Annotated in this window: 21 protein-coding genes; 6 read left to right on the top strand and 15 right to left on the bottom strand. The window is 39.0% G+C overall.

Features of this window, described 5'->3' with window-relative positions; genetic code table 11:
* Positions 1 to 92 precede the first annotated feature (92 nt).
* The 4 genes from EAX61_RS01490 to EAX61_RS01475 form a co-directional block, all read right to left on the bottom strand.
* On the bottom strand, positions 93 to 365 hold the full coding sequence (locus EAX61_RS01490; protein WP_121915873.1) for an HU family DNA-binding protein: 273 nt from the start codon (positions 363 to 365) through the stop codon (positions 93 to 95).
* Positions 366 to 551: 186 nt separating this feature from the next.
* Positions 552 to 1,508 (bottom strand): methionyl-tRNA formyltransferase, encoded by a 957-nt coding sequence (fmt, locus tag EAX61_RS01485; RefSeq protein WP_121915872.1) that lies wholly within the window; start codon positions 1,506 to 1,508, stop codon positions 552 to 554.
* Positions 1,505 to 3,397: a RecQ family ATP-dependent DNA helicase gene (locus EAX61_RS01480; protein ID WP_121915871.1), complete on the bottom strand. Its 1,893-nt coding sequence runs from the start codon at positions 3,395 to 3,397 to the stop codon at positions 1,505 to 1,507. The genes fmt and EAX61_RS01480 overlap by 4 nt, the downstream gene beginning before the upstream one ends.
* Positions 3,394 to 3,930 (bottom strand): AAA family ATPase, encoded by a 537-nt coding sequence (locus EAX61_RS01475; protein WP_121915870.1) that lies wholly within the window; start codon positions 3,928 to 3,930, stop codon positions 3,394 to 3,396. The genes EAX61_RS01480 and EAX61_RS01475 overlap by 4 nt, the downstream gene beginning before the upstream one ends.
* Here EAX61_RS01475 and EAX61_RS01470 point away from each other — a divergent pair.
* Positions 3,908 to 4,312, top strand: a complete 405-nt coding sequence (locus EAX61_RS01470) for a DUF493 family protein (RefSeq protein ID WP_347337918.1) — start codon at positions 3,908 to 3,910, stop codon at positions 4,310 to 4,312. The genes EAX61_RS01475 and EAX61_RS01470 overlap by 23 nt on opposite strands.
* Positions 4,313 to 4,428: 116 nt before the next feature.
* On the opposite strand, the gene EAX61_RS01465 is transcribed toward EAX61_RS01470, so the two are convergent.
* The gene (locus tag EAX61_RS01465) at positions 4,429 to 4,797 is read right to left on the bottom strand and encodes a hypothetical protein (protein WP_121915869.1); all 369 of its coding nucleotides are present in this window, start codon (positions 4,795 to 4,797) and stop codon (positions 4,429 to 4,431) included.
* 104 nt (positions 4,798 to 4,901) lie between these two features.
* On the opposite strand from EAX61_RS01465, the gene EAX61_RS01460 reads away from it, so the two are divergent.
* Together EAX61_RS01460 and EAX61_RS01455 are read left to right on the top strand one after the other, a co-directional pair.
* Complete coding sequence (locus EAX61_RS01460; protein ID WP_121915868.1) at positions 4,902 to 5,420, top strand: DUF6155 family protein; 519 nt, start codon at positions 4,902 to 4,904, stop codon at positions 5,418 to 5,420.
* Positions 5,421 to 5,527: 107 nt separating this feature from the next.
* On the top strand, positions 5,528 to 7,054 hold the full coding sequence (locus EAX61_RS01455) for a DEAD/DEAH box helicase (protein ID WP_236641962.1): 1,527 nt from the start codon (positions 5,528 to 5,530) through the stop codon (positions 7,052 to 7,054).
* Positions 7,055 to 7,341: 287 nt separating this feature from the next.
* Here EAX61_RS01455 and EAX61_RS01450 read toward each other — a convergent pair whose 3' ends face one another.
* Positions 7,342 to 8,904 carry an amidohydrolase family protein gene (locus EAX61_RS01450; protein WP_121915867.1) on the bottom strand — a complete coding sequence of 521 codons (1,563 nt, stop codon included), beginning with the start codon at positions 8,902 to 8,904 and terminating at the stop codon, positions 7,342 to 7,344.
* A 2-nt stretch (positions 8,905 to 8,906) separates the two neighbouring features.
* Complete coding sequence (locus tag EAX61_RS01445; RefSeq protein ID WP_121915866.1) at positions 8,907 to 11,444, bottom strand: M14 family zinc carboxypeptidase; 2,538 nt, start codon at positions 11,442 to 11,444, stop codon at positions 8,907 to 8,909.
* 129 nt (positions 11,445 to 11,573) lie between these two features.
* Here EAX61_RS01445 and EAX61_RS01440 point away from each other — a divergent pair, with 129 nt between their 5' ends.
* Positions 11,574 to 12,953 (top strand): alpha/beta hydrolase, encoded by a 1,380-nt coding sequence (locus EAX61_RS01440; protein ID WP_121915865.1) that lies wholly within the window; start codon positions 11,574 to 11,576, stop codon positions 12,951 to 12,953.
* A 101-nt stretch (positions 12,954 to 13,054) separates the two neighbouring features.
* On the opposite strand, the gene EAX61_RS01435 is transcribed toward EAX61_RS01440, so the two are convergent.
* The 5 genes from EAX61_RS01435 to EAX61_RS01415 form a co-directional block, all read right to left on the bottom strand.
* A complete protein-coding gene (locus EAX61_RS01435; protein ID WP_161555157.1) occupies positions 13,055 to 13,489 on the bottom strand; it encodes a DUF2752 domain-containing protein in 435 nt (144 codons plus the stop codon).
* Complete coding sequence (locus EAX61_RS01430) at positions 13,479 to 13,796, bottom strand: CD225/dispanin family protein (RefSeq protein WP_121915864.1); 318 nt, start codon at positions 13,794 to 13,796, stop codon at positions 13,479 to 13,481. Before EAX61_RS01430 ends, EAX61_RS01435 begins: the two co-directional genes overlap by 11 nt.
* A gap of 121 nt (positions 13,797 to 13,917) precedes the next feature.
* On the bottom strand, positions 13,918 to 14,256 hold the full coding sequence (locus tag EAX61_RS01425; protein WP_121915863.1) for a CCC motif membrane protein: 339 nt from the start codon (positions 14,254 to 14,256) through the stop codon (positions 13,918 to 13,920).
* A gap of 19 nt (positions 14,257 to 14,275) precedes the next feature.
* Positions 14,276 to 14,551: a DUF2752 domain-containing protein gene (locus EAX61_RS01420; protein WP_121915862.1), complete on the bottom strand. Its 276-nt coding sequence runs from the start codon at positions 14,549 to 14,551 to the stop codon at positions 14,276 to 14,278.
* A gap of 5 nt (positions 14,552 to 14,556) precedes the next feature.
* Entirely contained in the window at positions 14,557 to 16,512 is a 1,956-nt protein-coding gene (locus EAX61_RS01415; RefSeq protein ID WP_121915861.1) for a T9SS type A sorting domain-containing protein, read from the bottom strand.
* Positions 16,513 to 16,633: 121 nt separating this feature from the next.
* On the opposite strand from EAX61_RS01415, the gene EAX61_RS01410 reads away from it, so the two are divergent.
* The gene (locus EAX61_RS01410; protein WP_121915860.1) at positions 16,634 to 17,179 is read left to right on the top strand and encodes a Smr/MutS family protein; all 546 of its coding nucleotides are present in this window, start codon (positions 16,634 to 16,636) and stop codon (positions 17,177 to 17,179) included.
* Here the strand turns inward: EAX61_RS01410 and EAX61_RS16675 are convergent.
* A complete protein-coding gene (locus tag EAX61_RS16675) occupies positions 17,176 to 18,087 on the bottom strand; it encodes a hypothetical protein (RefSeq protein WP_121915859.1) in 912 nt (303 codons plus the stop codon). The two genes, EAX61_RS01410 and EAX61_RS16675, sit on opposite strands and share 4 nt — an antisense overlap.
* Before the next feature lie 119 nt (positions 18,088 to 18,206).
* Here EAX61_RS16675 and EAX61_RS01400 point away from each other — a divergent pair, with 119 nt between their 5' ends.
* On the top strand, positions 18,207 to 19,364 hold the full coding sequence (locus tag EAX61_RS01400) for a cysteine desulfurase family protein (protein WP_121915858.1): 1,158 nt from the start codon (positions 18,207 to 18,209) through the stop codon (positions 19,362 to 19,364).
* On the opposite strand, the gene EAX61_RS01395 is transcribed toward EAX61_RS01400, so the two are convergent.
* The gene (locus tag EAX61_RS01395) at positions 19,361 to 21,832 is read right to left on the bottom strand and encodes a TonB-dependent receptor (RefSeq protein ID WP_121915857.1); all 2,472 of its coding nucleotides are present in this window, start codon (positions 21,830 to 21,832) and stop codon (positions 19,361 to 19,363) included. The genes EAX61_RS01400 and EAX61_RS01395 overlap by 4 nt on opposite strands.
* A 5-nt stretch (positions 21,833 to 21,837) precedes the next feature.
* Complete coding sequence (locus EAX61_RS01390) at positions 21,838 to 23,532, bottom strand: M23 family metallopeptidase (RefSeq protein ID WP_121915856.1); 1,695 nt, start codon at positions 23,530 to 23,532, stop codon at positions 21,838 to 21,840.
* Between the last annotated feature and the right edge of the window lie 13 nt (positions 23,533 to 23,545).

The raw sequence follows: 23,545 nt of genomic DNA, 5'->3' as shown, positions 1-23,545 counted from the left end.
TGAATTATACGCTTACAATCCTATTCTGGATCTTTAGATCCATAAAAAAACCGCCCTAAAAGAGGCGGTTCTTAAATTGTATATGGATGTGATTAGTTCACAGCATCTGCAAGATCAGATCCAGCTTTGAACTTCACTACATTTTTTGCAGCGATTTTAATCGTTTTTCCAGTTTGAGGATTTCTACCTTCACGAGCGTTACGTCTAGAAACTGACCAAGAACCAAATCCTACTAAAGAAACACGTCCTCCTTTTTTAAGAGTACCTTCTACGTTTCCTAGGAAAGATTCTAATGCTTTTTTTGCAGCAGCCTTAGTAATTCCAGCGTGCTCTGCCATTCCGTCGATTAATTCTGATTTGTTCATAATTTTAATGTTAATTAATTAATAGTGGTTAAACTTAATGTTTAATTCTGTAACAAATTTATACGGATTATCGTCTCACGCAAGTAATAGCAAGGGAAATGGCGTTATTTGTTGATAAATCAAGGCGATTGTTAATAAAGACGGTGTATTTTAACTACTTCTTATGAAGTCAGCAGGGGTGCGGCTTTAGCGCATTTTAGCATTTTGTTCAAATTTATACCCGTTTAAAAGTGATTTAACGTCCATCTTACGTTTCCCAGAAAGTTGGATTTCGCTTATTAATAATCCACCATTTCTGGTATGTACAATCATCTCTTTGTCTGCCAAGGTTATTGCTCCTACTTCTTCTGAAGGAGTAACCCTTCCTGATGAAATCTTAGCTGAGGAAAAAATCTTAACGCGTTCTTCCTTGTCTCCATTTTCTAAATAGCACCAGGCACCTGGGTACGGGCTTAACCCGCGTATGTGATTATGGATGTTTTCTGCGGCATCCGTCCAGTCTATCTTTGTATTCTCTGGAAAAAGCTTATAAGCAGTTTTTAACGCTTCAGATTTTGGTTGTATGGTCGTCGTAGCCTCATCCTTTAGTATAGCTTTTACCGTTTTAACAACGAGTTTGCTTCCTGCAAGCATAAGCCTGTCGTGCAAACTTCCAGCATTTTCATCTTCTCCTATAGGTAGTTCTTCCTGAAGAATGATAGCGCCTGTATCAATTTTTTCGTCTATAAAGAAGGTTGTTACACCAGTTTTAGTCTCTCCATTAATAATAGCCCAATTTATAGGTGCAGCACCACGATACTGCGGCAAGAGAGAAGCGTGTAGGTTAAATGTGCCAAATTCAGGCATCGCCCAGACAACCTTAGGAAGCATTCTAAAGGCAACGATAATTTGTAGGTTTGCCTTGAGCGCTTTCAATTCGGTTAGGAATTCTTCGCTTTTTAAATTTGTGGGCTGTAATACTGGGAGGTTTTCTGCAGCAGCGTATTCTTTTACAGCGCTCTGTCGTATCTTCTGCCCTCTACCAGCTGGGCGGTCTGGAGCAGTAATGACACCCACCACATTAAATTTATTTTCTAATAAACCTTTTAGTATGGTCACCGCAAACTCTGGCGTACCCATAAAAACAATGCGTAAATCTTTCATATAATTTTATATTTATTATCTGGTGTGATCGTAATTTTCTTCTGGCTTAATAATTTTTGTAAAGTTGCGATGAGTTCGCTTTCGCGAAAGCGTACATCTACCAACTCCCGTGAGCTCCGTGGTTGTTGTTGTATACTTGATATAATATAGTGCTCTAGAGTTAGTCTGTCATTAGTATGAGGGCCCCGCGCTAAACATACATCGCAGCGACCACAATCCTTCTGTAGCTTTTCATCAAAATAACGTAACAATACAATAGTGCGACACTCTGTATCATTATTAATAAACCTTTTGATGGCTACTACTTGTGATTTCTTATAATTTGCCTGTGTCTTTATATAAGGAGCGATGACATTAATGGTTCTATCATCTTCTCGCGGGACTAAAAAAGTAATAGCCGTATCAAAACTCTGATGTTCATACTCAATAATGTCATCTGTACCTAGTGTGAGCAGCACCCTATGGACTTGGTCTATGGATTTTCCAGCTTTAGCAGCCACAACACTATAATTTATAGTCGTTACTTGTTCAAAAACGCCACCATACGTTCTTAAAACGGCCTTAACCACATCATCCAATTGCGGATTTTTAATAAGATAATAAGTTAATGCAATATCAGAAACCTTAAAATTTACCGTGGCTCGCTTTGTAAATTCCTGTGATAAAGCAATAACACTATTCCTGTCCAATACTTGCAGGCAATTATAGGTTAGAACAGTCGGGAGTTTATAGGTTTGGCAAAATGCGCTAAAATTGAACCGGTGGTCCGTAAGCTCACCCTCGCCATAAGAAATATGGAAATAGCTGTTCAGTTTTTTATACACCTCCTTGACATCTTTTACCTGTGGGATTACTTTTAGAAACTGATTATCAAGTCTCAAATCATCGTTCTCGTTATGTAATAATATAGCTTGCGCTAGCTGCCCGTTGCGTCCTGCCCTTCCAGCTTCTTGAAAATAATTTTCTATACTATCCGGAATCTCTAAATGAACCACAACATCTACATTACCCTTGTCAATGCCCATCCCAAAGGCACTTGTGCCTACAATAACTTTTATTTTATCCTCACGCCATTGTTTATAATTTTTGTCACGCTCATCTCTCGTCATTCCACCGTGATATGGGGCGGCTGTAATGCTGCGGCTTTTTAAAAACTGAGATGTGGCAACGGTCGCTTTTCTGCTCCGTACGTAAACAATGCCGTTACCTGATACTTGTTTTATTACGCGCTCAAGGTCAAAATATTTGTTTACACTTTTTATAATCGTGTAGGTGAGATTTGGACGGTGGTAGGAGCTTTGAAAAAGTTTTGGCGTTTCCAGTAGGAGTTGTTCTGATATATCTTCTAGGACTTTTGGAGTCGCGGTGGCAGTAAGTGCAATAAAAGGTGTTTGGGGTTTAATTGCGCGCAAGCGGTAAATATTTCTATAAGCAGGTCTAAAGTCGTGCCCCCATTGTGAGATACAATGTGCCTCATCTACTGCAATTAAAGAGACATTCATTTGCTTTATGCGCTCGATCACGATTTCTTGTTGTAATCGTTCTGGAGAAACATAGAGTAATTTGTAATTACCGTAAATACAATTGTCCAGCAAAGTATCAAGTTCTTTATAGGGAATTCCGCTCGTGATTGATAGTGCTTTGATTCCCTTTTCCTGAAGTGAGAATACTTGATCTTTCATAAGGGCGATGAGCGGTGAAACCACAATAGCAATGCCCTCCGAAACTATTGCAGGAATCTGGTAGCATAGTGATTTGCCACCACCAGTAGGCAGTAATGCAATACTATCTTTACCTTCAAGCACATTAAGAATAATTTCTTCTTGTAGCGGTCGGAAAGTATCAAAACCCCAATGTTGCTTTAGTATGTTGTAAATGGTATTGCTCAATCTTTGAGGTAGTCTAATATGAATCTTGCTCTATCGGCTACTGCTCCCTTTGGTATTTCGGTAGGTTCATAGCTGTATTTTTTATAGGTATTTATAAGTTCTTTATGAATTGCTACCGCTTGCTCAAAATTCTCATAACGCTCTCCATCTGTGGTATGAATTTCCTTCCAGGGTGGTAATATAAAAACGTGGTCGTAGCGATAATCGTTACAAGCATCTATAAACTCTCTGGAATACTCTTGATTTATAAAATCCATATATGCCACCGTGTCAGGAATACCTCGGTCCAGAAATACGTAATCTGTATGAAATGTGGGAACAGATTCGAATTGTTTGATGCGGGATCGTAATAGTAGTTCACTAAAAAGCAACGGTTGCTCAAGAAATAACTGTTCAATCCCCTGTTCTTGAGCTTCTTTAATAACCTCTCTAGATACTTCGTCCAGACAGGTGTATCCCATAGATTTTAAACTTTCTATAAGTGTCGTCTTGCCCGTAGAAGGTCCCCCGATGAGTAATACACTTTCTGGCATAAAAATAGCTTTGTATATTGCAAAATTAAGCAATACACAAAGAACGATAACAGCTATTACAAATGGTATCTTTGTTTCAGAAAATAACGCTATGGACGCCAAAACAAACCCAGACGAATTTTACGCCAAACTCAAAACACAACTTGCAGACACTTCTATGTGGCCTGCAGCTTATCTCTATAAATTTATTGTTCCGACAGACAGAGCAAAAGCTGTTCAGATAGAGGAGATTTTTGATAATATGGGTGCAGTGATTGAAACCAAAGCATCTCGTACGGGAAAATACACAAGTATCTCTATCAATGTTAAGATGAAAGATCCAGATGCCGTAATTAAAAAGTATAAAGAAGTAGGCCTTGTAGAAGGTGTGATATCTTTATAAGTTTAGGTAATGTTTGAGTTTTTGGAAATCATATTTCTTAAAAAACGCCCAACAATAACACAAAAAAGCCGAATGTGAGTTCATCACATTCGGCTTTCTTAAGGTATATTATAATTTTAATACTCGTTAAGCGCTTTTACATATACACGTAACTCTTCCTCATTTGCAGGCTTATCTACATCGCGTATAAGACAAAAGAAATAATGTAGACTCTCTTTAGGCTCACCTTCAACCTTAATGGTTTCTTCCTCTTCTTCCAGAGATTCTTCTTCTGGCATTGGGATAGCAAAGGTTCCATACTCATTAATATGCTCTGCTGCTAGGCGTGTTGCTTTTGCAAGTAATGGCAATTGCTCTGTAATTGTATACGGGCGCAATGCTTTAAGGTCTTCTACAACAGTATTTGTGATAATGCCATTCTGTTCTACATCAGATATGAGTTTGTTTATCAAGTTTATGGCTCTAGAGTCTTGTAATGTATTCATAGGTCTGAAGGATGTTTACTTTTAAGGTGTGCAAATTTAAGTTTTTAGAGCCCCTTATGGAAATAAAATATGTTATAAATTTGGATGAATTTTTACTTTCCTAAATGAGCAAGCGCGCCCTTAAAAAATACTTAGAAGATTTAGATAATTATGCGCTGCAAGTCCAGATTATAGATCTCTACGAGCGTATCCCCCAGGTTAAGACGTTTTATGACTTTGTTTTTAACCCAAAAGAGGATAAACTTGTAGAAGAGGCAAAGATTAAAATAAGTAATGAATACTTTCCTACACGACGAAAGCGACCTCGCAAGCGTCGCTCTATAGCTCAGAAATATATTAAACAGTTTAAGTCCTTAGGGATGGAACCTGCGCTTCTGGCAAATGTCATGCTTTTTAACATTGAGATCGTTCAGACGTATACAGAGGGACAATACAATGTTCCAGAATCGCTTTATAAAAGTATGTTCAATTCCTTTCAGGAAGCTGTACAATGGCTCACGTATCATAGTTTGTTGGAAACTTTCGGTAGTAGGGTAGAGGCGATTATTGACAAGGCTGAGAGTCAAAAATGGTTCAATGCACATCGTTTTGAGGAGTTTGTATATGATACAATTAGATCGTAGGAGCATTATTAGTATGATGCTTATAATTTATGAGTGTACGCTTTCGCGAAAGCATAAAAATCCCTTAGTTTTGCAAGATTGACAATTTCACAGCAAAAAAGACCAATTTGAGCCATATTATCCCCGAAGCTGACCTTGATGACAAGGAATTATACGACTACCAAGAGAAAGATTTAAAAGCGATTTTCCAATACATGGAAGAGCAACGCGATGATTATAATCTTCTATACCAACTACCCACAGGAGGTGGAAAGACGGTTATTTTTTCTGAAATCGTACGCCGTTACATTGAGCTCAAAAAGAAGAAAGTAATCATCCTTACGCACCGCATAGAACTCTCTGTACAGACGTCTAATATGCTTACAGGTTTTAATGTTCCTAATATGATCATCTCTAGCGATGTAAAAACATTAGAAGGAGATGAGGAAGATTTTATGTGTTACGTGGCGATGGTAGAAACGCTTACAAATCGTTTGCAGGAGGAGCAAATTATCTTTGACGATGTGGGACTTGTAATAATAGATGAAGCACATTATAATAGTTTTAGAAAACTGTTTAGCTACTTTGAGAAAGCATTTATCTTAGGAGTAACTGCAACACCGCTCAGTAGTAACATCAAGTTACCTATGAAGGACAACTACGATGATTTACTTATAGGGGAAAGTATCTCTGCACTTATAAAAAAAGGATTTTTAGCCAAAGCGCAGACCATAAGTTACAACGTGGGTCTTTCCTCATTGAAATTAGGTATTAATGGAGATTATACCGTAAAATCCTCGGACATACTCTATACGGATGCATCGATGCAAGAAAAACTGCTCGAAGCATATGAAACAGAGTCTAAGGGAAAGAAAACGTTAATCTTTAATAACGGTATAAATACTTCCCGTTATGTACAAGAAACTTTTCTTGAGGCGGGTTATGATATAAGACATTTAGACAATACAAATGGTGCAAAGGAGCGCAAGGAAATATTAGATTGGTTTAAAAACACACCAGATGCTATCCTCACCTCCGTAAGTATTCTTACCACCGGATTTGATGAGCCTACTGTAGATACGATTATACTTAACCGAGCGACAAAATCACTTACGCTGTATTTCCAAATGATAGGTCGTGGCTCTCGTATTTTACCAAATAAATCTGATTTTAAAGTATTGGATTTAGGAAACAACGCGGCGCGTTTTGGACTATGGGAAGCACCTATAGATTGGAAAGAAATCTTCGACTACCCAGATTTCTATCTAGAAAACTTGATTCAAGATGCAGAGATAGAGCGCAACTTTGCCTATGTAATGCCACCAGATTTACGCAAGGAATTTGCAAATACGGAAAAGGTATTCTTTGATATTAAATCAGAATATAAGAAAGCAATAGGTCAGGGTCTAAAAGCAAAAACAGTCCTAGATAATGCCGTCGAACAGCACGCAGAAATGGTTGTAGAAAATAGTGAAGACGTTTTTGACGCACGAGTTCTCGCACGTAAATTGCGCGATGATATTGCATACCGTATCCGCCTATATTCCTATAGTATAATGAACAATACTCAGAATTACCGTGACTGGTTACAGGAGGATTATGAGCGTAAATTAAGATTGCGTATCAATCAAATGTGTACGGAGAGAGATATGTAGGTTATGAGTTATGAGTTATGAGTTCTGAGTTCTGAGTTCTGAGTTCTGAGTTTTGAGTTCAGAAATTCAAAATTAATCGTTACACTAGGATTTAAATTTTTCGATATATTGTTAATTTTCACACATTAAAAAGAGTATTCTCTTTATGTCTTCGTGACTTTGTGAGAAAAAAATGCTTCGGGCCTTCACGCCTTCGCGCGAGAAAAACGGCAGGCATAGACAACTTAAAACCTTAAACTTTTCCTTCTACTTTCCGATTTCGTTTTTCTACTTTTTAAACTGATTTTCTAGTTTTTTACCCCAGGCTGTAAAATCTTAAAATTCTCTTCTGCCTTAGCTTTATCCACCATTTCTTTTACTTCTTTAAGCAGTTGCTTAGCGTTATAAATGATTCCATCTTTAATTGTATAAGAAACTCCACCCGTGCGTATAACTTCATTATCATCCGTAAGTTTAATCGCGCCGGTTCCGTAAAGTACCTTCAAATTCTGCAATGGATTTTCATTTACGATAACCATATCTGCTAGTTTTCCCGGTTGTATGGAGCCTATTTTATCGTCCATACGCAGTGCCTCAGCCCCATTGAGCGTCGCAGACCTGATAACCTCTAGCGGATGGAACCCAGCCTCACGCAAGAGTTCGAGCTCTCGGATATAAGCAAATCCGTATAGCTGAAATATAAATCCAGAGTCCGAGCCTGCAGTCACTCGTCCACCTCGGTTTTTATACTCATTGATAAAAGTCATCCATAGACGGTAGTTGTTTTTCCAATGAACTTCCTCCTCGGTTCCCCAAAAGTGCCAATAGCTTCCGTGAGAAACCTTACTCGGTTGATAGAAACGCCATAATGAAGGCAACGTGTAATCCTCGTGCCACTCGGCGCGGCGTGCCCGCATTAGGTCTCTGCTGGCTTCATAAATATTAAAAGTGGGGTCAAGGGTAAAGTCTAATGCGAGTAATTCATCCATCACAGCATTCCAATGATCAGAGTAAGGTTTTGCAGCTTGTTCCCAAAGTCTTCCAGCTTCTCCAAAACGGTGTTGCTCATTGTTATAATTATAATCTAGCGGATAGTTCTGTACGGTACGATCTTCAAATAGCGCTTCTGGCAATCCATACCAATGTTCCATTGTGGTTAGACCTGCTCTGGCACTATTAAGAACATTCCATCGTGCTACGCTCATTTGTGCATGGTGCATTGATGAGGTAAGTCCCAGTTTTTTATTTTCCTCAAGGGCGGCCTGCATGATGTGAGGCTCTGCGCCAAAAAATTTGATACCATCGGCACCTTTTTTTGCATTACTGCGCACCCACTCTCTAGCTTGTTCGGCAGTAATGATGGGTTCTTTGCTTCCTGCGCCAAATCCCGTGTGTGCCACAATACGAGGTGCAATTATCTCATTTTTGGCCGATTTCTTTTTTAAGTCAAGTGTCCAGTCTATGCTTCGGCCAGAAGGCTCTCTTACGGTTGTAATCCCGTGCGCCATCCAGAGTTTAAAGACATAATCCCAGTCTGCACCCTGAGCCGTGCCACCTATGTGACCGTGCATATCTACAAAACCGGGAAGGACATACATTCCGGTTGCATCTAGTTCCTTACCACCAGCCTTCAATTTAGGGCGTTTGCTTTCATCTATCGCAACCCCTGGATAGCCTACGACTTGCACATTTTTGATAATATTATTTTCTACAATAATATCTACAGGACCTATAGGTGGTGCCCCATCGCCGTTTATGAGCGTTGCACCACGTATGATGAGTTGGTTAAACGGGCCTTGTTGTGTTTGTGAGTACGCTTTCGCGAAAGCGAAAACCAAAAAGGCTATTGCTAGTACATAAAGTTTTTTCATATTTAATCAATTAAACTGCCGAAGAAGATAGCATTGAGAAACAACTTGTTGGTTCCGTACCAGCTTCCCCTAAAGTTGGGATTATCTGCAAATAGAATCACGCGCCCTCTTCCTACACGGCTCACGACTAAGGAGGCGCTTTTTTTCATATAGTCATTAAGGTTTTCATCAGAAATAAATCCATCAATGTGTGGATTTTCTGTGTATTGGGCAACGGTATTGTACTCATTATTGCTAGGTTGAAGCCATACATTGTTATTCTTATAAACGGGTAATTTATCTGTGGTATAACCAAAGCCCAAGGGATGTGTCAAGTCTAGGTCAACCTCAAATATTGCACCGCCTACACGCTGTTTTCCGCGATTAGGACCAGCATCTACATAAGGCTCCCGAGACTTTAGTTCTGTAGAATCTTTTTCTTTTTTAATGAGTTTTTCTTTTACGATTTCGGCATTCACGGCCCAGGAAGTTGCATTTGCAATTGTAATAAGGGTGTTTCCTTCTTCAAGCCAATTCCTAAGTCGTTCTTTATCTCCTTTGCTTAAACTACTGTAGTTGCCTGAAACCATAATGAGCGTATTGTAATCTCCTAAAGCAACGCGATTAAAATTACTCATCAGCACTTTTGTGAGAGGCATACCAACACGGGTGTCTAGTAGGTGCCACACTTCGCCAGCTTCATAGGAGCTTGTGCCGTCTCCTATAATCATTAAAGGTTTTGGGGTTTCGATAGCCTGTAAATTTCGGCTTCCTAGATCTACGCCTTTGAGACTGAAACCCGTATTTGTGGCATATACGGGTACTTGAAATTTTTCTTGTGCTTCTCTCAAAATGTCAAATACCTCTTGGGAATTTTCATCCTGACGGCTCACAGGAATCATAAGCGTTCCGTAGTTAAAATCGATATTGCCAGCAGTAGTTTTGGCGGTAAATGGTTTAAAGGCCGTAGCTACTTTTATACCGTTGCTTTGTAAATGATGAAGTAGGGCTGGGGCGTTATAGTCGTTATAATCTACAAGGTAAGCGTAGTTTGTTTTTGATACAGGAGTGACCGTTGCAATATCGTCTGTAGATAATACCTCCTGACCCAAGCTAGATGTAGCGCTCAACGCTTTATGTTTCATATTATAAAAATTTGAAACAGACCACGCGCTTGCATCGTAATACACACTATCACGGTACTTCTTATAGGTTTCAAAAAAGGATTGTACCATTCGCTTTTGGGGTTGGAGTACGGGAACGACATATCTTCCATCGCCTTTTTTGTAGCTTTTGATGCGGTGTTTTAGGAGTTTGTCTATAAAGGCTTTGGTTCGGTTTTTATCTTTGGGATCGCCAAATTCGTATGCGGTGGCTTGGTCAAATTTTGCTTTCGCACTTCGACTACGCTCAGCAGAGCCTACAGCGGAATTAAAAAAGTCTTGCTGGTATTTCCTCAACGCCCCCTTATTTTCCACCGAAGCTTTAACAGTTGCCATCCCTGAGGTATACTGATTACGAATGGTAAACGGAAAGCTTATCGTACCATAATCTGTGTCCTGTAAATGCCCGCGACTACTGGCCTGCTCAAAAAGTAGGGCAAGTGCACCCTGAAGGTCTGGGTAGGAGGAACCGTAGCCGGGATACGTCCCGTCAAAGGCTTCTTTTGTAAAATAGAACGACCCAATCTCATCTAGCGCACTCGAAAAATATGGTGCAAAAAGATTGTTGAGGTCTTCATAATTTTCCTTGGGCATAATTGGGTTCTCACTTCCTATGGGTAACATAGGCTCAAAAAAGTGAGTGCTATTAGTTCCCATCTCGTGAAAATCTGTGACAACGTTAGGATACCACTCGTGATACCAATCCAACTTCCCGCGACTTTCTGGATTTATGGCCAGCAACCAATCGCGATTCAGGTCAAACCAGTAGTGATTTGTCCGTCCGCGAGGCCACATTTCTGTATGTTCTGCATCTATATTATCTGACACCAGCGGACTCCCTTTAAAGCTATTTGCCCATTGTGTATGGCGGTCACGACCATCTGGGTTTATAGTAGGGTCTAGAAAAATGATACTGTTCTCACGATATTTTTTGATTTCGGGATGCTGTGATGCAACGAGCGTGTATGCAGTAAGTAGGGCGGCTTCAGAACTGGAGGGTTCATTGCCGTGTACGTTGTATCCTAGCTGGATAAAAATGGGTACTTCGTCGTAGTTAGTTTCTTTCTCGGCGGTGTCCACAAACGCGAGGTGCTGTTTTTTTATGGAAGGTAGATTAGAAAGATTTCCCTCTGTTGAGATGGTGAGCATTACGAGTTTTCGGTTTTCGTGCGTTTTACCGTAGGACGCGATAGTGGCCCTGGGAGAAACTTGGGCGAGTTTTTCTAGGTATGCAACGATAAGGTCGTGGCGTGTATGTTGTTCCCCTATGGGGTATCCCAGGAATGCTTCTGGAGTTGGGATTTCTTGGTCAAAGGGTGCGTATTTTGAGAAGAAATAGTCTTGCGCTTTCGCGAAAGCGGAAACTAAACAAATAACAAGCAGTAATTTATATTTCATAATGTGCAGATTGTGCTTTTCTAAAAGTAAAGAAAAAAATACTCGACAGCGATTATATGGTCTTTCCTTTTTCCTACCTTTAATTTGTGCACGGTATTTGATAAACGATTACCTATCTAAATGAACACTATGAGATACAGTTTGTTTTTCTTTTTAATTTCTATTGTAGCAACTGCTCAAAACACTTTAAATAGGGGTGTCGTCATTCCCTCAGTCCAAATGGAGAAGGGTAGTGGTATGACGCACGCAGTATATCTTCCTAGGGATTACGATGAGCAAAAGTCTTATCAGACTGTCTTCTTTTTTGAAGAAAGTGGCAAAGGGGCAGCAGCAGTCCAACAATTTACAATTGCTGCAGAGCTTACTAATAGTATTATTATAGCTCCAAACGCACCTGTGAACGATAGTCTCCAAGTTGCCCTTAGTGAAAGCTCGGAATTTATAAATGATTTATACCCTAATTACGCTATTGATACATCTCGCATTATACTTGCTGGTAATGGAAAGGGTGCGCTAGTAGCCTGCAGTAGTGCTATTTTAAATAAAACCATTGCGGGAGTTATTGCGGTAGATGATGCATATATTGATATAAATTTACTGCGCTCTTTGCCCAAGTTGAAGTTTGTGATTCTAGCGGGTGACGAGAGTAGGAATTATTATAAAATGGATAGATTAGAGTCACTAATTGGAAAGAGAGATTTTATTGCAGATTTCTTGTGGTATGAGGGTGATGCTGCGATTCCAGATGCTGGGTACCTTTCGGCTGCTGTTACGGCTTTAATGTTAACGAGGGAAAAAGACTTTCCTCAAGCAAAGGCTTTTTATGAAAATGATTTGGCTTTTGGTGACCTTCTTGTAAAACGCCAAAAACATTTGGCGGCTTTTGATTTTGTAGGATCGCTTAAGGCGAAATATAAATTTCATATCGATGATCTTTCTGCTCAAAAGGAATTATTAAAAGAAATACGTCGCAACAGAAGTTTTCGCGCAAAGCGTAATCAGCGCAACGCAGTCCAAGAAGAGGAGTATTTTCTAGCTCAGGATTTTGAGTATTACTTAAATGAGGATACGACCAATGCCTTCTTTGACAATCTGGGCTGGTGGAGCTACCAAATGGATGAGCTGGATGCAAAAATAGACAGTACAGCCACAAACGGCCAAGAAAGAAAAGCCGCTGTGCGCTTAAAAAACTACATCCAAGAGCTCACCGAATCAAACGCCCAAATAATAGAACAGAACGTTGCGGCTCCTCTTGCTCAAAAACTTTATGTAAATGTCTTGCGTACTCTTGTAACGCCGAAAAATCCCGAAGGCTTTTTAAAGGCAATTTCATACAGCGCTCAGGAAGGGGATGAGGGTGCGGCATTATTTTACCTAGAGGAGCTTTTAAAAATGGGATATAAAGATTATGAATCTCTTTATGCTCTAGAAGGAACTACGGCGATTAAAATAGGCGCCCCGTATAATGAGATTATTAAGGCTTATTTAGGAGATTCTAAGTATTACTAATAAAACCAACTAGTCTTAAAACTTGAAATGGTAAGAGAAAATAATGCAGATAGTTTTACTCTTGCTTAAGCTTTATTTGAATCACAAACCCTTGAGCTTTTTTAAGGTGCCAGCTCCGTAAATGGAAATATGGGAACATTTCTCAAAATCCAATACAGAAAAACGATAATAACGAGAGCAACGGTAAACCAAGTGGTGTGGCCGAGATTATAATAATATTTGGGAAAGTATTTTTTAGAAAGGACTGCATATGCTTTTGCAATTAAAACGAGAGCCACAATGACAATCATTACATTGTGTTTGAGTGCATCCCAAATTCTTAAATGTAGAAGGTCGTGAGTTGCACGCTGGCTTCCACAACCTGGACAATGTAACCCAGTCGCCAGATGAAAGAAACAGCGAGGAAATATTCCCTCACCCTTAGCTACCTCTGGATCATTAAAATAATAATAGCGTACTAAAAAAAATACAGGTATCGCTAGAAGCAGATACCCGTATTTGATATACTTATGTTGATGCCACTTTCTAGTAGCCATAGCCGCTACCACCACCATTTGCCATTATGGAAGCAATCATTGCTCCATAAAAAATTGCAATAATACCGATAAGGACTGCACCACCTATTAGGCCGATCATTCCCCAAAGTTTTGCGTTTTTAGAATCTTGTATCGCACCTTCATAATCTCCACCATTCCATTTTGCATTTACCTGTGCTGCATAGATAATACTTACAACACCTGTTATATTACAGCATAGAAAGGTTGTGACGATAGCTAGAATAAGGTAGTTACTCGGACGTTCTCCTGGAGGAGTTCCTTTTGTGAAATCTGGTTGAGTTTCCATAGTTTTTATTTGGTTATGGGGTCTAAAATAAGAGAATATTTTGGAATGCCCTTCTTAAAGAAAAAAATAAGGCTATAATTATTAATAATTATAGCCTCTTCTAATGAAGTTATGTAAGCGATTATTCCATCGGGAATCCTAATTCCCTTAACTGCTCCATTTGTTGTTCGTTATATGACGCCCACCCTCCGGCAGAAACGATTTGGTAAATAGAGAATAAAAATGCTATAGCGGCAAGTGCAAGACCAATAATTGCAATGATGCGCGCGGTTTTCAATTGACTATAATTACCATATAGCTCAGGGTTTTCCAAATATAGTTTTTGATCCTTAGTAACAAGGTAAAACGCTATTCCAGATAGTACAAGCCCTCCTATTCCCATAGAACAACAGCAAGCTATAAATGATATGATACCCAGGACAAGGGCAATAGTAACGTTAGGTAATTTTTGTTGTTCCATAAGAAAATATATTGGTTGGTTAGTTAAAAAATTTTAATGCATAATTTACAATTACAGCGCCTACTGTGAGGATACTAAGTGCTGGAATAATAAAGTTAGCATATTTTATGGTTCTAAATTGGTTTACTACTAAAAAACCCAGCAAACCTATCAAGGGATAGATTGCTGGGTACATTATAAATGCTTCTACAAATTCTCCTTTAAGGAGTAATGCTACAGATCTCTGAATACCGCAACCCATACATTCAAATCCAAGATACTTCTTGTTGAGACAGGGCAGCATATACTCATCCATAACGACTACTTATTAAAGACGCTTATTTTTCTTGCTTTTGTAAGTCCTTGCTCTGTAACAATGCGCACCACATAAATTGCATCGCTCAAGTTTCCAGTAGGGAAGGTGTAGGTCTGGTCTGCTCCTAAATCTGTTCTATTAAAAATTTGCTTTCCAGCAATATCGTAAAGACTCACGTTTTTGAGCACTACGTTTTTAGGATTTTGAATCTCTAATTGGCCAGAAGGGTTGTTCTGGAATATATCAAAAGATTCTAGGATACTGTCTTCCAGACTTAACGTATCATCATCTTCCTCGTCCTCATCATTTTCATCTGTTTCTTCGTCATCTCCTTTTTTCTTGAACGTAACAAAGAATCGATTCTCATATATACCTGGATCTAGCATATAGCGTACTTCACCATTCAAAATATCGTGAAACTCGTTGCGCTCTTGATCATAGAGATAAACACCATTGCCAGGAAAATCAATTTGAGACGCTACTTTAATATTAAATTCCGACTGTGCACCTACTTTAAGTGTTATTGGGAGGAAATTGTCTCTATCGAATTTGTGAGTATTAAGAACAAAATTATCCTGGCCATCTATAACGAAGAAGGCGTCGGTATCTATAATACTTACGTTTTTCCCGTCCATTCCTGTTTCAGCACCAAGAGTGGCTGTGTCCCAGAAAGCCATAGCAAGTTGTCTTGAGTAGGTGTCGTTTATATTTACGTTTAATCTGACTTGAGGAATAGTGTAGGTTTCTTCAGTATCAGACGATTTAAAGTCGCTTAGGTCTCCTTCCTTCCGGTATACACGGTATCTATTGTCGATTATGGCATCAGTTGCTGTTGCTAAACGTGGCGAAGCATAAACAAAAAATCCTTGTCCTATAGGAGAAAATCTTCTGTTTATCATTAACATAGAATCTCCCGAACCTGGATCATTAACCGTACCATCCTCATTGTATGTCGCAAATGTCGCTGGCATGTACATACCATCAGTATCAACATCTACTGGTGTAAATACTCCATAACCTCCTTGGTACTCTGTAAGGAAGTGCGATCTAACAGTTGGGTCATATTCCCAGAAATGTGCTGATCCTGACAGTATATCTTGTTGTACAATACCTGATTGTGGGTTTGTTGTAAAGGACGTATTTGTATAGTTAAATGTGCTTGTTCCAGAATTACTCAAAAGAAAATAGGATAAGTCAAAAGCACTAGGATAAGGATTACCTATAAGGATCTCGTCATCTGGAAGAACATTAATGGCAATTGTTCCATTATTTGCCCGCCCTTTAAAATCATAACGCTGTCCTTGATTACTTAAGTTATTAGGAGATCCCTCTCCTGGGTCGGTCATATCTGTTCCGTCTATTCCTTTCATTGTAAATCCATAACCTGGAGCTACTGATCCTGTATCCCATACAATCTGCCAGCTCCCATAATCATCGCCGTGTGGTTTTTTAAATAACCAGTAGGATGCCACACTTAATGCGCCAGAGTTATTCGTTCCATTGTAACCTCCATTAGGAGCTAAAATGTTTGGTGGATTACTCCTTAAAATAGTTGTCGGATTGAAAAGTACTGTTTCCGATTCTGTATTACTTACTCTAAAATTATTAACGTCAGATCCGGTACTTACTCCTACAGGCGAAGCCCAGAAGTTATAATTATAAGCATCTGCCGTACCTTCTTGAAAAACGGACAAAAATCCATCTCCAGTATTTTTAAGAGCATTATTTCCTTGAAGTAGCTGTGCTCCTTGTCGCAAGGCGATTGAAGGAAATTTGCGCTCATCTGCTGAGGTTATCGTACCAATATCATTAGTCTCCAGTTCAACACCTTCTTTTACGTAAATAAAAGTGTCCTCCACATAAACATAAGAAGCACTCGTCGTTGTAGGTTTTACGTATAATTGACCAAAAACGGTAGTACCCGTTAAGGCAAATAGTGCAAGAGTAAATAATTGTTTCATAATTCAGGGTTTATACTAACGCGGAAATTTACGTAAAAAATGAAAATCAAGTTTTGTTTTTCTTATGTTTTCGATGAAATACAGCATTTTTAGGTAATTTTGAACTCTAAATACTTTTTATATGCAATTCACTATTGGGCAGGCGGTTATGGCTCTAGACGATGATCTGGAAGGTGAAGTAGTCGCAATTGATGACGAGTATGTGAGTGTGGAGAGTAGTGATGGGTTTATTGTACGCTTTCGCGAAAGCGAACTTATCCCTCTTAAACGTCTAGATAAAAGTGTATTAAGTGTTCCTTCTTCTATAGTCGCCCAAAAGGAAATGCCAAAAAGAAACGCTACTACGCGCGTAAAACCTAAAGAGCGCAACCTTCCTCCTATGGAGGTAGATTTACATATACACCAGCTTACAAATCAACGTGGAATGAGCAACTATGATATGCTCACATTACAAACGGAAACCGCCGAGCGACAGCTCAAATTTGCCATTTCAAAACGTATCCAGAAAGTAGTGTTTATACACGGCGTAGGCAAGGGTGTTTTACGTGCAGAGTTGGAGTATCTTTTTGGGCGATATGATAATGTTAAGTATTATGATGCCGACTACCAAAAGTATGGAGTAGGTGCACTAGAAGTTTACATTTACCAGAATGTAAATACGAATTAATTAAGATCTGGCTGCTCTGTAATTGTACGTGTAGGGGCAGTATATTCACCAAAACCAACATTACGGATGTCACGTATGACCTGCTCGCCAGCAGAATTCCTAAATTCTAAATTAGTAACTCCTAGTCGTACTGAAACATTGATAAGGCGATACGTGTGTTCTCTATAATTCAATAAGGTAGAGTCTACTTGTGTTCTTACATTCTCATTGAGATAATCTGGAATCATATCGGTGTTACCGTCTGATATATCATTAATTGGGTTTAAATCTGCATTTGCATCTTCATTTATGGTGGGGATACCATCTCCGTCATCATCTGTGTCTAGGTAATTTGGAATGCCGTCTCCATCAGTATCTAGTAAAGAAGTAAACGTTCCAGTCTCCGCGTCATAAACAACGCCTTCATTAATCGTTGGAACATTATCACCATCATCATCTAGGTCTCGTATGTCTAGAATACCGTCCCCATCTGTATCTTGATTTCCAGCTACAGAGGTGTCCTCAATATCGCTTGGGATACCGTCTCCATCTTCAAAATCACCTTCTGTCTCAATATTTACAGTACCAACCGTACTTATGAATTCCTCTAAAACCCTAGGAGAAGTAGGAGGGACGACAGTGCAGAAGTAATCGTTCCCAATACTCGAGTCAAATCTCCTGTAGGTCACCGTGCCCCCTGGCGAAATAGAGGCTGTATATGTCCCTGGCTCCTGTAAAAAGGGCGCAGATGTATCAAATTGAAGTAAGAGTGCCTCGTTTACATCATCATTTATTTTAAAAAAAACAAAGTCAAAATCAGTACAGCGCTCTAATGTTTGTTCTTCAAAATCGAAGGTGGTCACAATAATATCTCCGTCATCACAACTAAGAAAAAATAATACAAAAAAAGCACAAACTAGATTCTTCATATAAGAGCAATTTTAAACAAAAATAGGCAAAAGGGATACGATTCCGCTTTCGCGAAAATATTATTTTATTTACCCTATTTTTGTCATCTAAATACCGTTCCCCCTAATTAAAACGCTACATGAGATCAGTTTATTTTGATAGTGCTGCTACTACCCAGTTGAGACCAGAAGTTGCCGAAAGGATGTTTGAAGTCTTACGAGATATTCCAGGTAATCCTTCATCCACACACGCTTATGGAAGGACTGCAAAAAGTTTAGTAGAAAATGCACGTAAATCTATAGCAGCGATTCTCAATGTTTCGGCCGGGGAAATCATTTTTACATCTGGAGGTACTGAGGCAGATAATCTTGCAATATCCTGTGCTGTGCGCGATTTAGGCGTAAAAAGAATTATTACTTCAAAAATAGAACATCACGCTGTCTTGCACGCCACAGAATATGCAGCAGAGCAATACGGCGCATCTTTGGAGTATGTTGCGCTTAAGGACTGCGGTACTCCTGACGATGCACATCTAGAAAAACTATTGGCATCTAGTTCAGAAAAGACGCTCGTAAGTCTGATGCACGTAAATAATGAAGTAGGAAATATGATTGATATCAAGGCAATCGCAATACTTTGTAAAAAATATGATGCCCTATTTCACTCGGATATGGTGCAGAGTATCGGTCATTTTAATGTAGACCTTAAGGACATACCGGTAGATTTTGTAGCAGCCGCTGCGCATAAATTTCACGGTCCTAAGGGGATTGGTTTTGCTTTTATAAGAAAGAATAGCGGTCTTAGACCATTAATACACGGCGGAGGCCAAGAACGCGGTCTGCGGGCAGGTACAGAAGGTGTGCATAACATTGTAGGAATGGAGAAGGCTATGCAAATGGCGTATGATAACTTGGAAAATGAGCGCAGTTATGTGGAAGGTCTTAAAAATTATTTCGCCGAAAGGCTAATAAATGAAATCCCAGAAATAAAGCTCAATGGGAATTGTGCCTTCAATGATAAAAGCACCTACACCCTTTTAAACGTAGGGCTTCCTATATCTCCAGATAAAGCCTTGATGCTTTTATTTCAATTAGATATGAAGGGGATTGCTTGTTCTAAAGGAAGTGCGTGTCAGAGTGGTTCAGAAAAGGGGTCGCACGTTCTTAATGAGATGCTTTCTCAAGAAGACTTGCTAAAACCGAGTATTCGTTTTTCGTTTTCTACCTTTAATACAAAAGAGGAAATAGACTATGTGATGGAGGTGCTTAAAGAATTTCTGGAGGTGCCTGTTGCTTAAAACTTGGCACTTACCCTTACATTAAATACTCGCGGTGTAAGAAAGTTAGGTATGGCAAACTGTCTTCTTGTACTTGCATCCCTCACAAATGTATTCGTAATAGAATTCTGTCTGTCAAAAACATTATAGATTTCAAACCCAGCCGAAAGTTCTTCAAAAACGTTTAAGAAATGACCGTCTTTAAAAGTGCGTTCTCTGTCTACAATGACATAAGAAAACCCTGCGTCTGCCCTAAAATAATCAGGAAGTCTAGGTAACTCACTAAATACATAAGGGTCTGCATAACTCGGTGATCCTCCAGGTACCCCGGTCTGATAAACCATATTGAGGTATAATTTCAAATTAGGAATAGTAGGGGCATAGTCTTGAAAAAGAAATGCCACTTTTAAGCGTTGGTCTGTTGGTCTGGGGATGTACCCTTGATTATCTATATTCTCTTCAGTTTTTAAAAACCCTAAACTAATCCAGCTTTCTGTTCCAGGAACAAACTCTCCATTGAGTCGCATATCAAAACCATAAGCTCTAGCCTCGGCATTGTTCCTAGCTCTATATCGTATTCTTACATTCTCAAGGGTGTAGGGGTTTACATCTGTAAGTTTTTTGTAGTAAGCCTCAGATACTAATTTGAAGGGGCGGTTCCACATCTTAAAGCTCCAATCGTGTGCCGCCACTACGTGTATGGATTGTTGCGCCTTAACTTCTGGTCTTACCTGACCTAGAGAATCACGTAATTCTCTATAAATAGGGGGCTGGTGATATACCCCTCCAGATAATCGAAAAAGCATATCTGATTCCCACTCGGGTTTATATGTAAATTGACCTCTTGGACTAACAACGGTTTGAGTGGTACTCTCAATATTTTGACCAGAAACTGTCCAGTTGTGTGCTCTTACTCCTGCATTTATCCACGCTTCACCATTTCCTAGGTCAAAACTCTTACTGTATTGTGCATATCCCGAAATGCGATCTATCTGTACGTCATTACGAGCCCTTACATTTGTAAAAGGTTCTAAAGGAGCATCAAACGGAGTATAAGGTTGGTCATTTACAAAATCCCCAATAGGTGGACGAATAGAAAATCCCGCCGAATCAATAACTTCATACTCTTCAAGCCTATCGCGTATATCCTCGTGTGTATATTTTACGCCCCAATCAAATTGATTGTCATCCTTTAGAAACGTTCCTTTATGCTCAGCATTGATAAAAAGAGCATCGAGGTCATTTCTTGCGTGGGTGAGTTGATTTCCAATCCCTGTAGTAAAATCTACATCTCCTAAATCTTCACTTCCGATGTCTGTATTGGGTTCTCCAATACGATATTCAGCAAAAATGTCAAAGTGTTCTTGCTCTTGAGTATGATAGATAGAAGAAAGAAATTTTAAGGTAAGATTCTCATTGGCTTGATAAATACCCTTTAACGCACCAAAGTAAGTCTCGTACTGATCTTCCTCTTGCCCTTCATAAAACACAACAAGCGCTCTAGGTTCGTCTATAGTTCCAAAATTGGTTTGACGCGTGATAGGTTGAAAGTCATACTTGTTTATGGCAATATTTCCCAAAAAGTCAAGCTCAAATTTATTTGTAAACTTGTAGGTGAGGTAGGTCTGTATATCTGCAAATACAGGTTGAAAATTGGTCTCCGTTTGCTTTGCATTGACTAAAAGACTATTGTCTCTATAACGAACCCCCGTAATTGAGGTCAGTCTGTTATCCTTAGATGCTGCTTCAACTGCGGCACTCACGCCCAGAAGGCTAGCGTCTACACTTGCACCAAAACTTACGGGTCTTCTGTAAGAAATATCTAATACTGATGAAAGTTTGTCTCCATATTTTGCTTGGAACCCCCCAGCACTAAAAGATACGTCTCTAGTTAAATCGCTGTTTACAAAACTTAATCCTTCTTGTTGTCCTGAGCGTATTAAGAAGGGTCTATATACTTCAATTTCATTAACATAAACGAGATTCTCGTCATAATTTCCTCCGCGCACAGAGTATTGAGTGCTGAGCTCGTTATTGGAACTTACATAAGGGAGTGATTTTAGTAAGTTCTCAACACCAGCATTAGCCCCTGGAATTCTACGAATAGCTTCTGGGGAAATCGTTACAATTCCTTCCACACGTTTCCGTGTTTCTGTTGTAATAACCACCTCGTTTATTTGCTCGATATCTGTTTTAAGAACAGGGTTAAACTCATAATCCTCATTATTGTTAAGATTAAATGTACTTACTACATTCTTTAGACCTACGTAAGAAAAGGTTATTTTAATGTCTTGATTTGCAGGGATGATAAGCTCATAAAAGCCATTGAAGTTCGTCTGCGTTCCTTCTGCTCCGTATGCTATATTTACGCCTGGTATAGGAATGTTTTGATCATCTAGAACAATTCCACGTATGGAGGCAGTCTGGGATAAAGCAGTACACGTTATTAGGCTAAATAGAAGAAGGGCGAGGAGTGATTTATTTTTCAAAAGCGTTATCTTTTTCTGTAGAAAATAGTCTCAAAAGTAGCACTATTTCCTACATTATCTGTCACGATGAGTTTAAAATTGTTTTCCGTATCTGTAACGACGTTATCGTTTAAATCGTGTACAAGACTTTCAGTTTTATAGTCATATTCCATCAAAATGAATTTCCCGTTTGCGGTAGCGCGATACCCTTTGATACCGCTTTGAGTGTCCGTTATTTTAAATTTTAAATAACGTTGCTTTGACATCCATTTTTTATTAGAAACATTGAGCGGAGTGATTACAGGAGGAGTAGTATCCATTGCAATGGTATAATCACCTAAAATTCTAGTGCTTGCAGATAGTTTGTTGTCATTTATACGCGATCCACTATAGTAAACATCGCCTTTGTAGTTTACTCTTCCTAAGTAAAGTTTTGTTCTATCTTCAATATCGTATGCTTCTAAATCATATGTTATGGTAATATTCTTATGAACCGGAATTTCATCTTGATGCAGTTTTACTAAGTCTCCGTTTACTTGGATGTCAAGATACGCATCATCATATAATGCACCTTTGGGAATATATATGTCAAACTTTCCATCCGTAAAGGTATAGGCATTATTTGCTTGAACATAATGGTCTGTTACAACAATTTCTTTTTTGTTGGTAATCGTGTCATTAGCTCCTATTATAGGAATCTGAATTTGTACTTCGTTATCCTTAAAGTCATTAATCTTTATGCTATACTCATAGGATAATGAATCTTCTATATGCAATTCTCCGCTGTCTACAACTTTATTATAAATACTTAGCGGATTATTAGGCTCTACGAATAATTTCTGAATGCGACTTCGCTTGTTCTGATAGAAGCCGTAGTCTATCATTCTGTTGAGATATCTAGTTTCGGCAAATGAAAATTTATCCATTGTCAGTCCGAAATTATGATTGCCGTTTATAAATGTGTTAATGCTGTAAATTCCGTTTCTATTATTAGCTCCATTTTGTTGGTCATTTGTAGTTACACCAAAACCTATACTGCCTTTTGCCTTAAGATTTTCGGTCACGTACTTTCCTTTAGATTTTTTGGTTAGACGTAATTCAATAGGATTTTCTGAACCATTAACGTGAGATCCAGGTCCGATAGGATATGCCATAACGCGTCTTACTTGAGGTTCCTTAGTATCATTTACCTCAATGCCAAATAAGAACGGATTCATAGGTCGTTCGTTTTTATCTCGAAGTTCAAAATGTAGGTGTGGACCGCCACTTCCGCCAGTATTGCCGCTGTAGGCAATTAATTCTCCTTTGGAGATTTTAAGTTCTTCGGCAGTCGGAAAAACTTCGATTTCAAAATCTTCTTTTTCGTATTGTCGTTCCTTTATATAGGATTCTATTTCTGGACAAAATTCTTTTAAGTGGGCGTAAACACTTGTATATCCGTTAGGATGCGAGATGTATAGCGCTTTACCATAGCCATAGTGAGAAACTTTGATACGGCTCACGACACCGTCTGCTGCAGCATATATGGGTATTCCAGTTTTTTGCTGCGTCTTGATATCCAGACCACTATGAAAATGATTACTGCGCAACTCACCAAAGGTTCCAGATAACACCATCGGAATATCCATAGGAGCTCTAAAATAGTCTTCTGGAACGTTGGTTTGACTATATCCAGTAAGACATAATAGCAAAGAAATCAGGCTTAAAAGTTTCAATCTCATAAAAGGCTAAAAT

Source organism: Dokdonia sinensis (genome assembly GCF_003688895.1).
Taxonomy (GTDB): Bacteria; Bacteroidota; Bacteroidia; order Flavobacteriales; family Flavobacteriaceae; genus Dokdonia; species Dokdonia sinensis.
The sequence above is the reverse complement of the archived record's forward strand: the minus strand, read 5'-3'. Positions and strand labels throughout refer to the sequence as shown.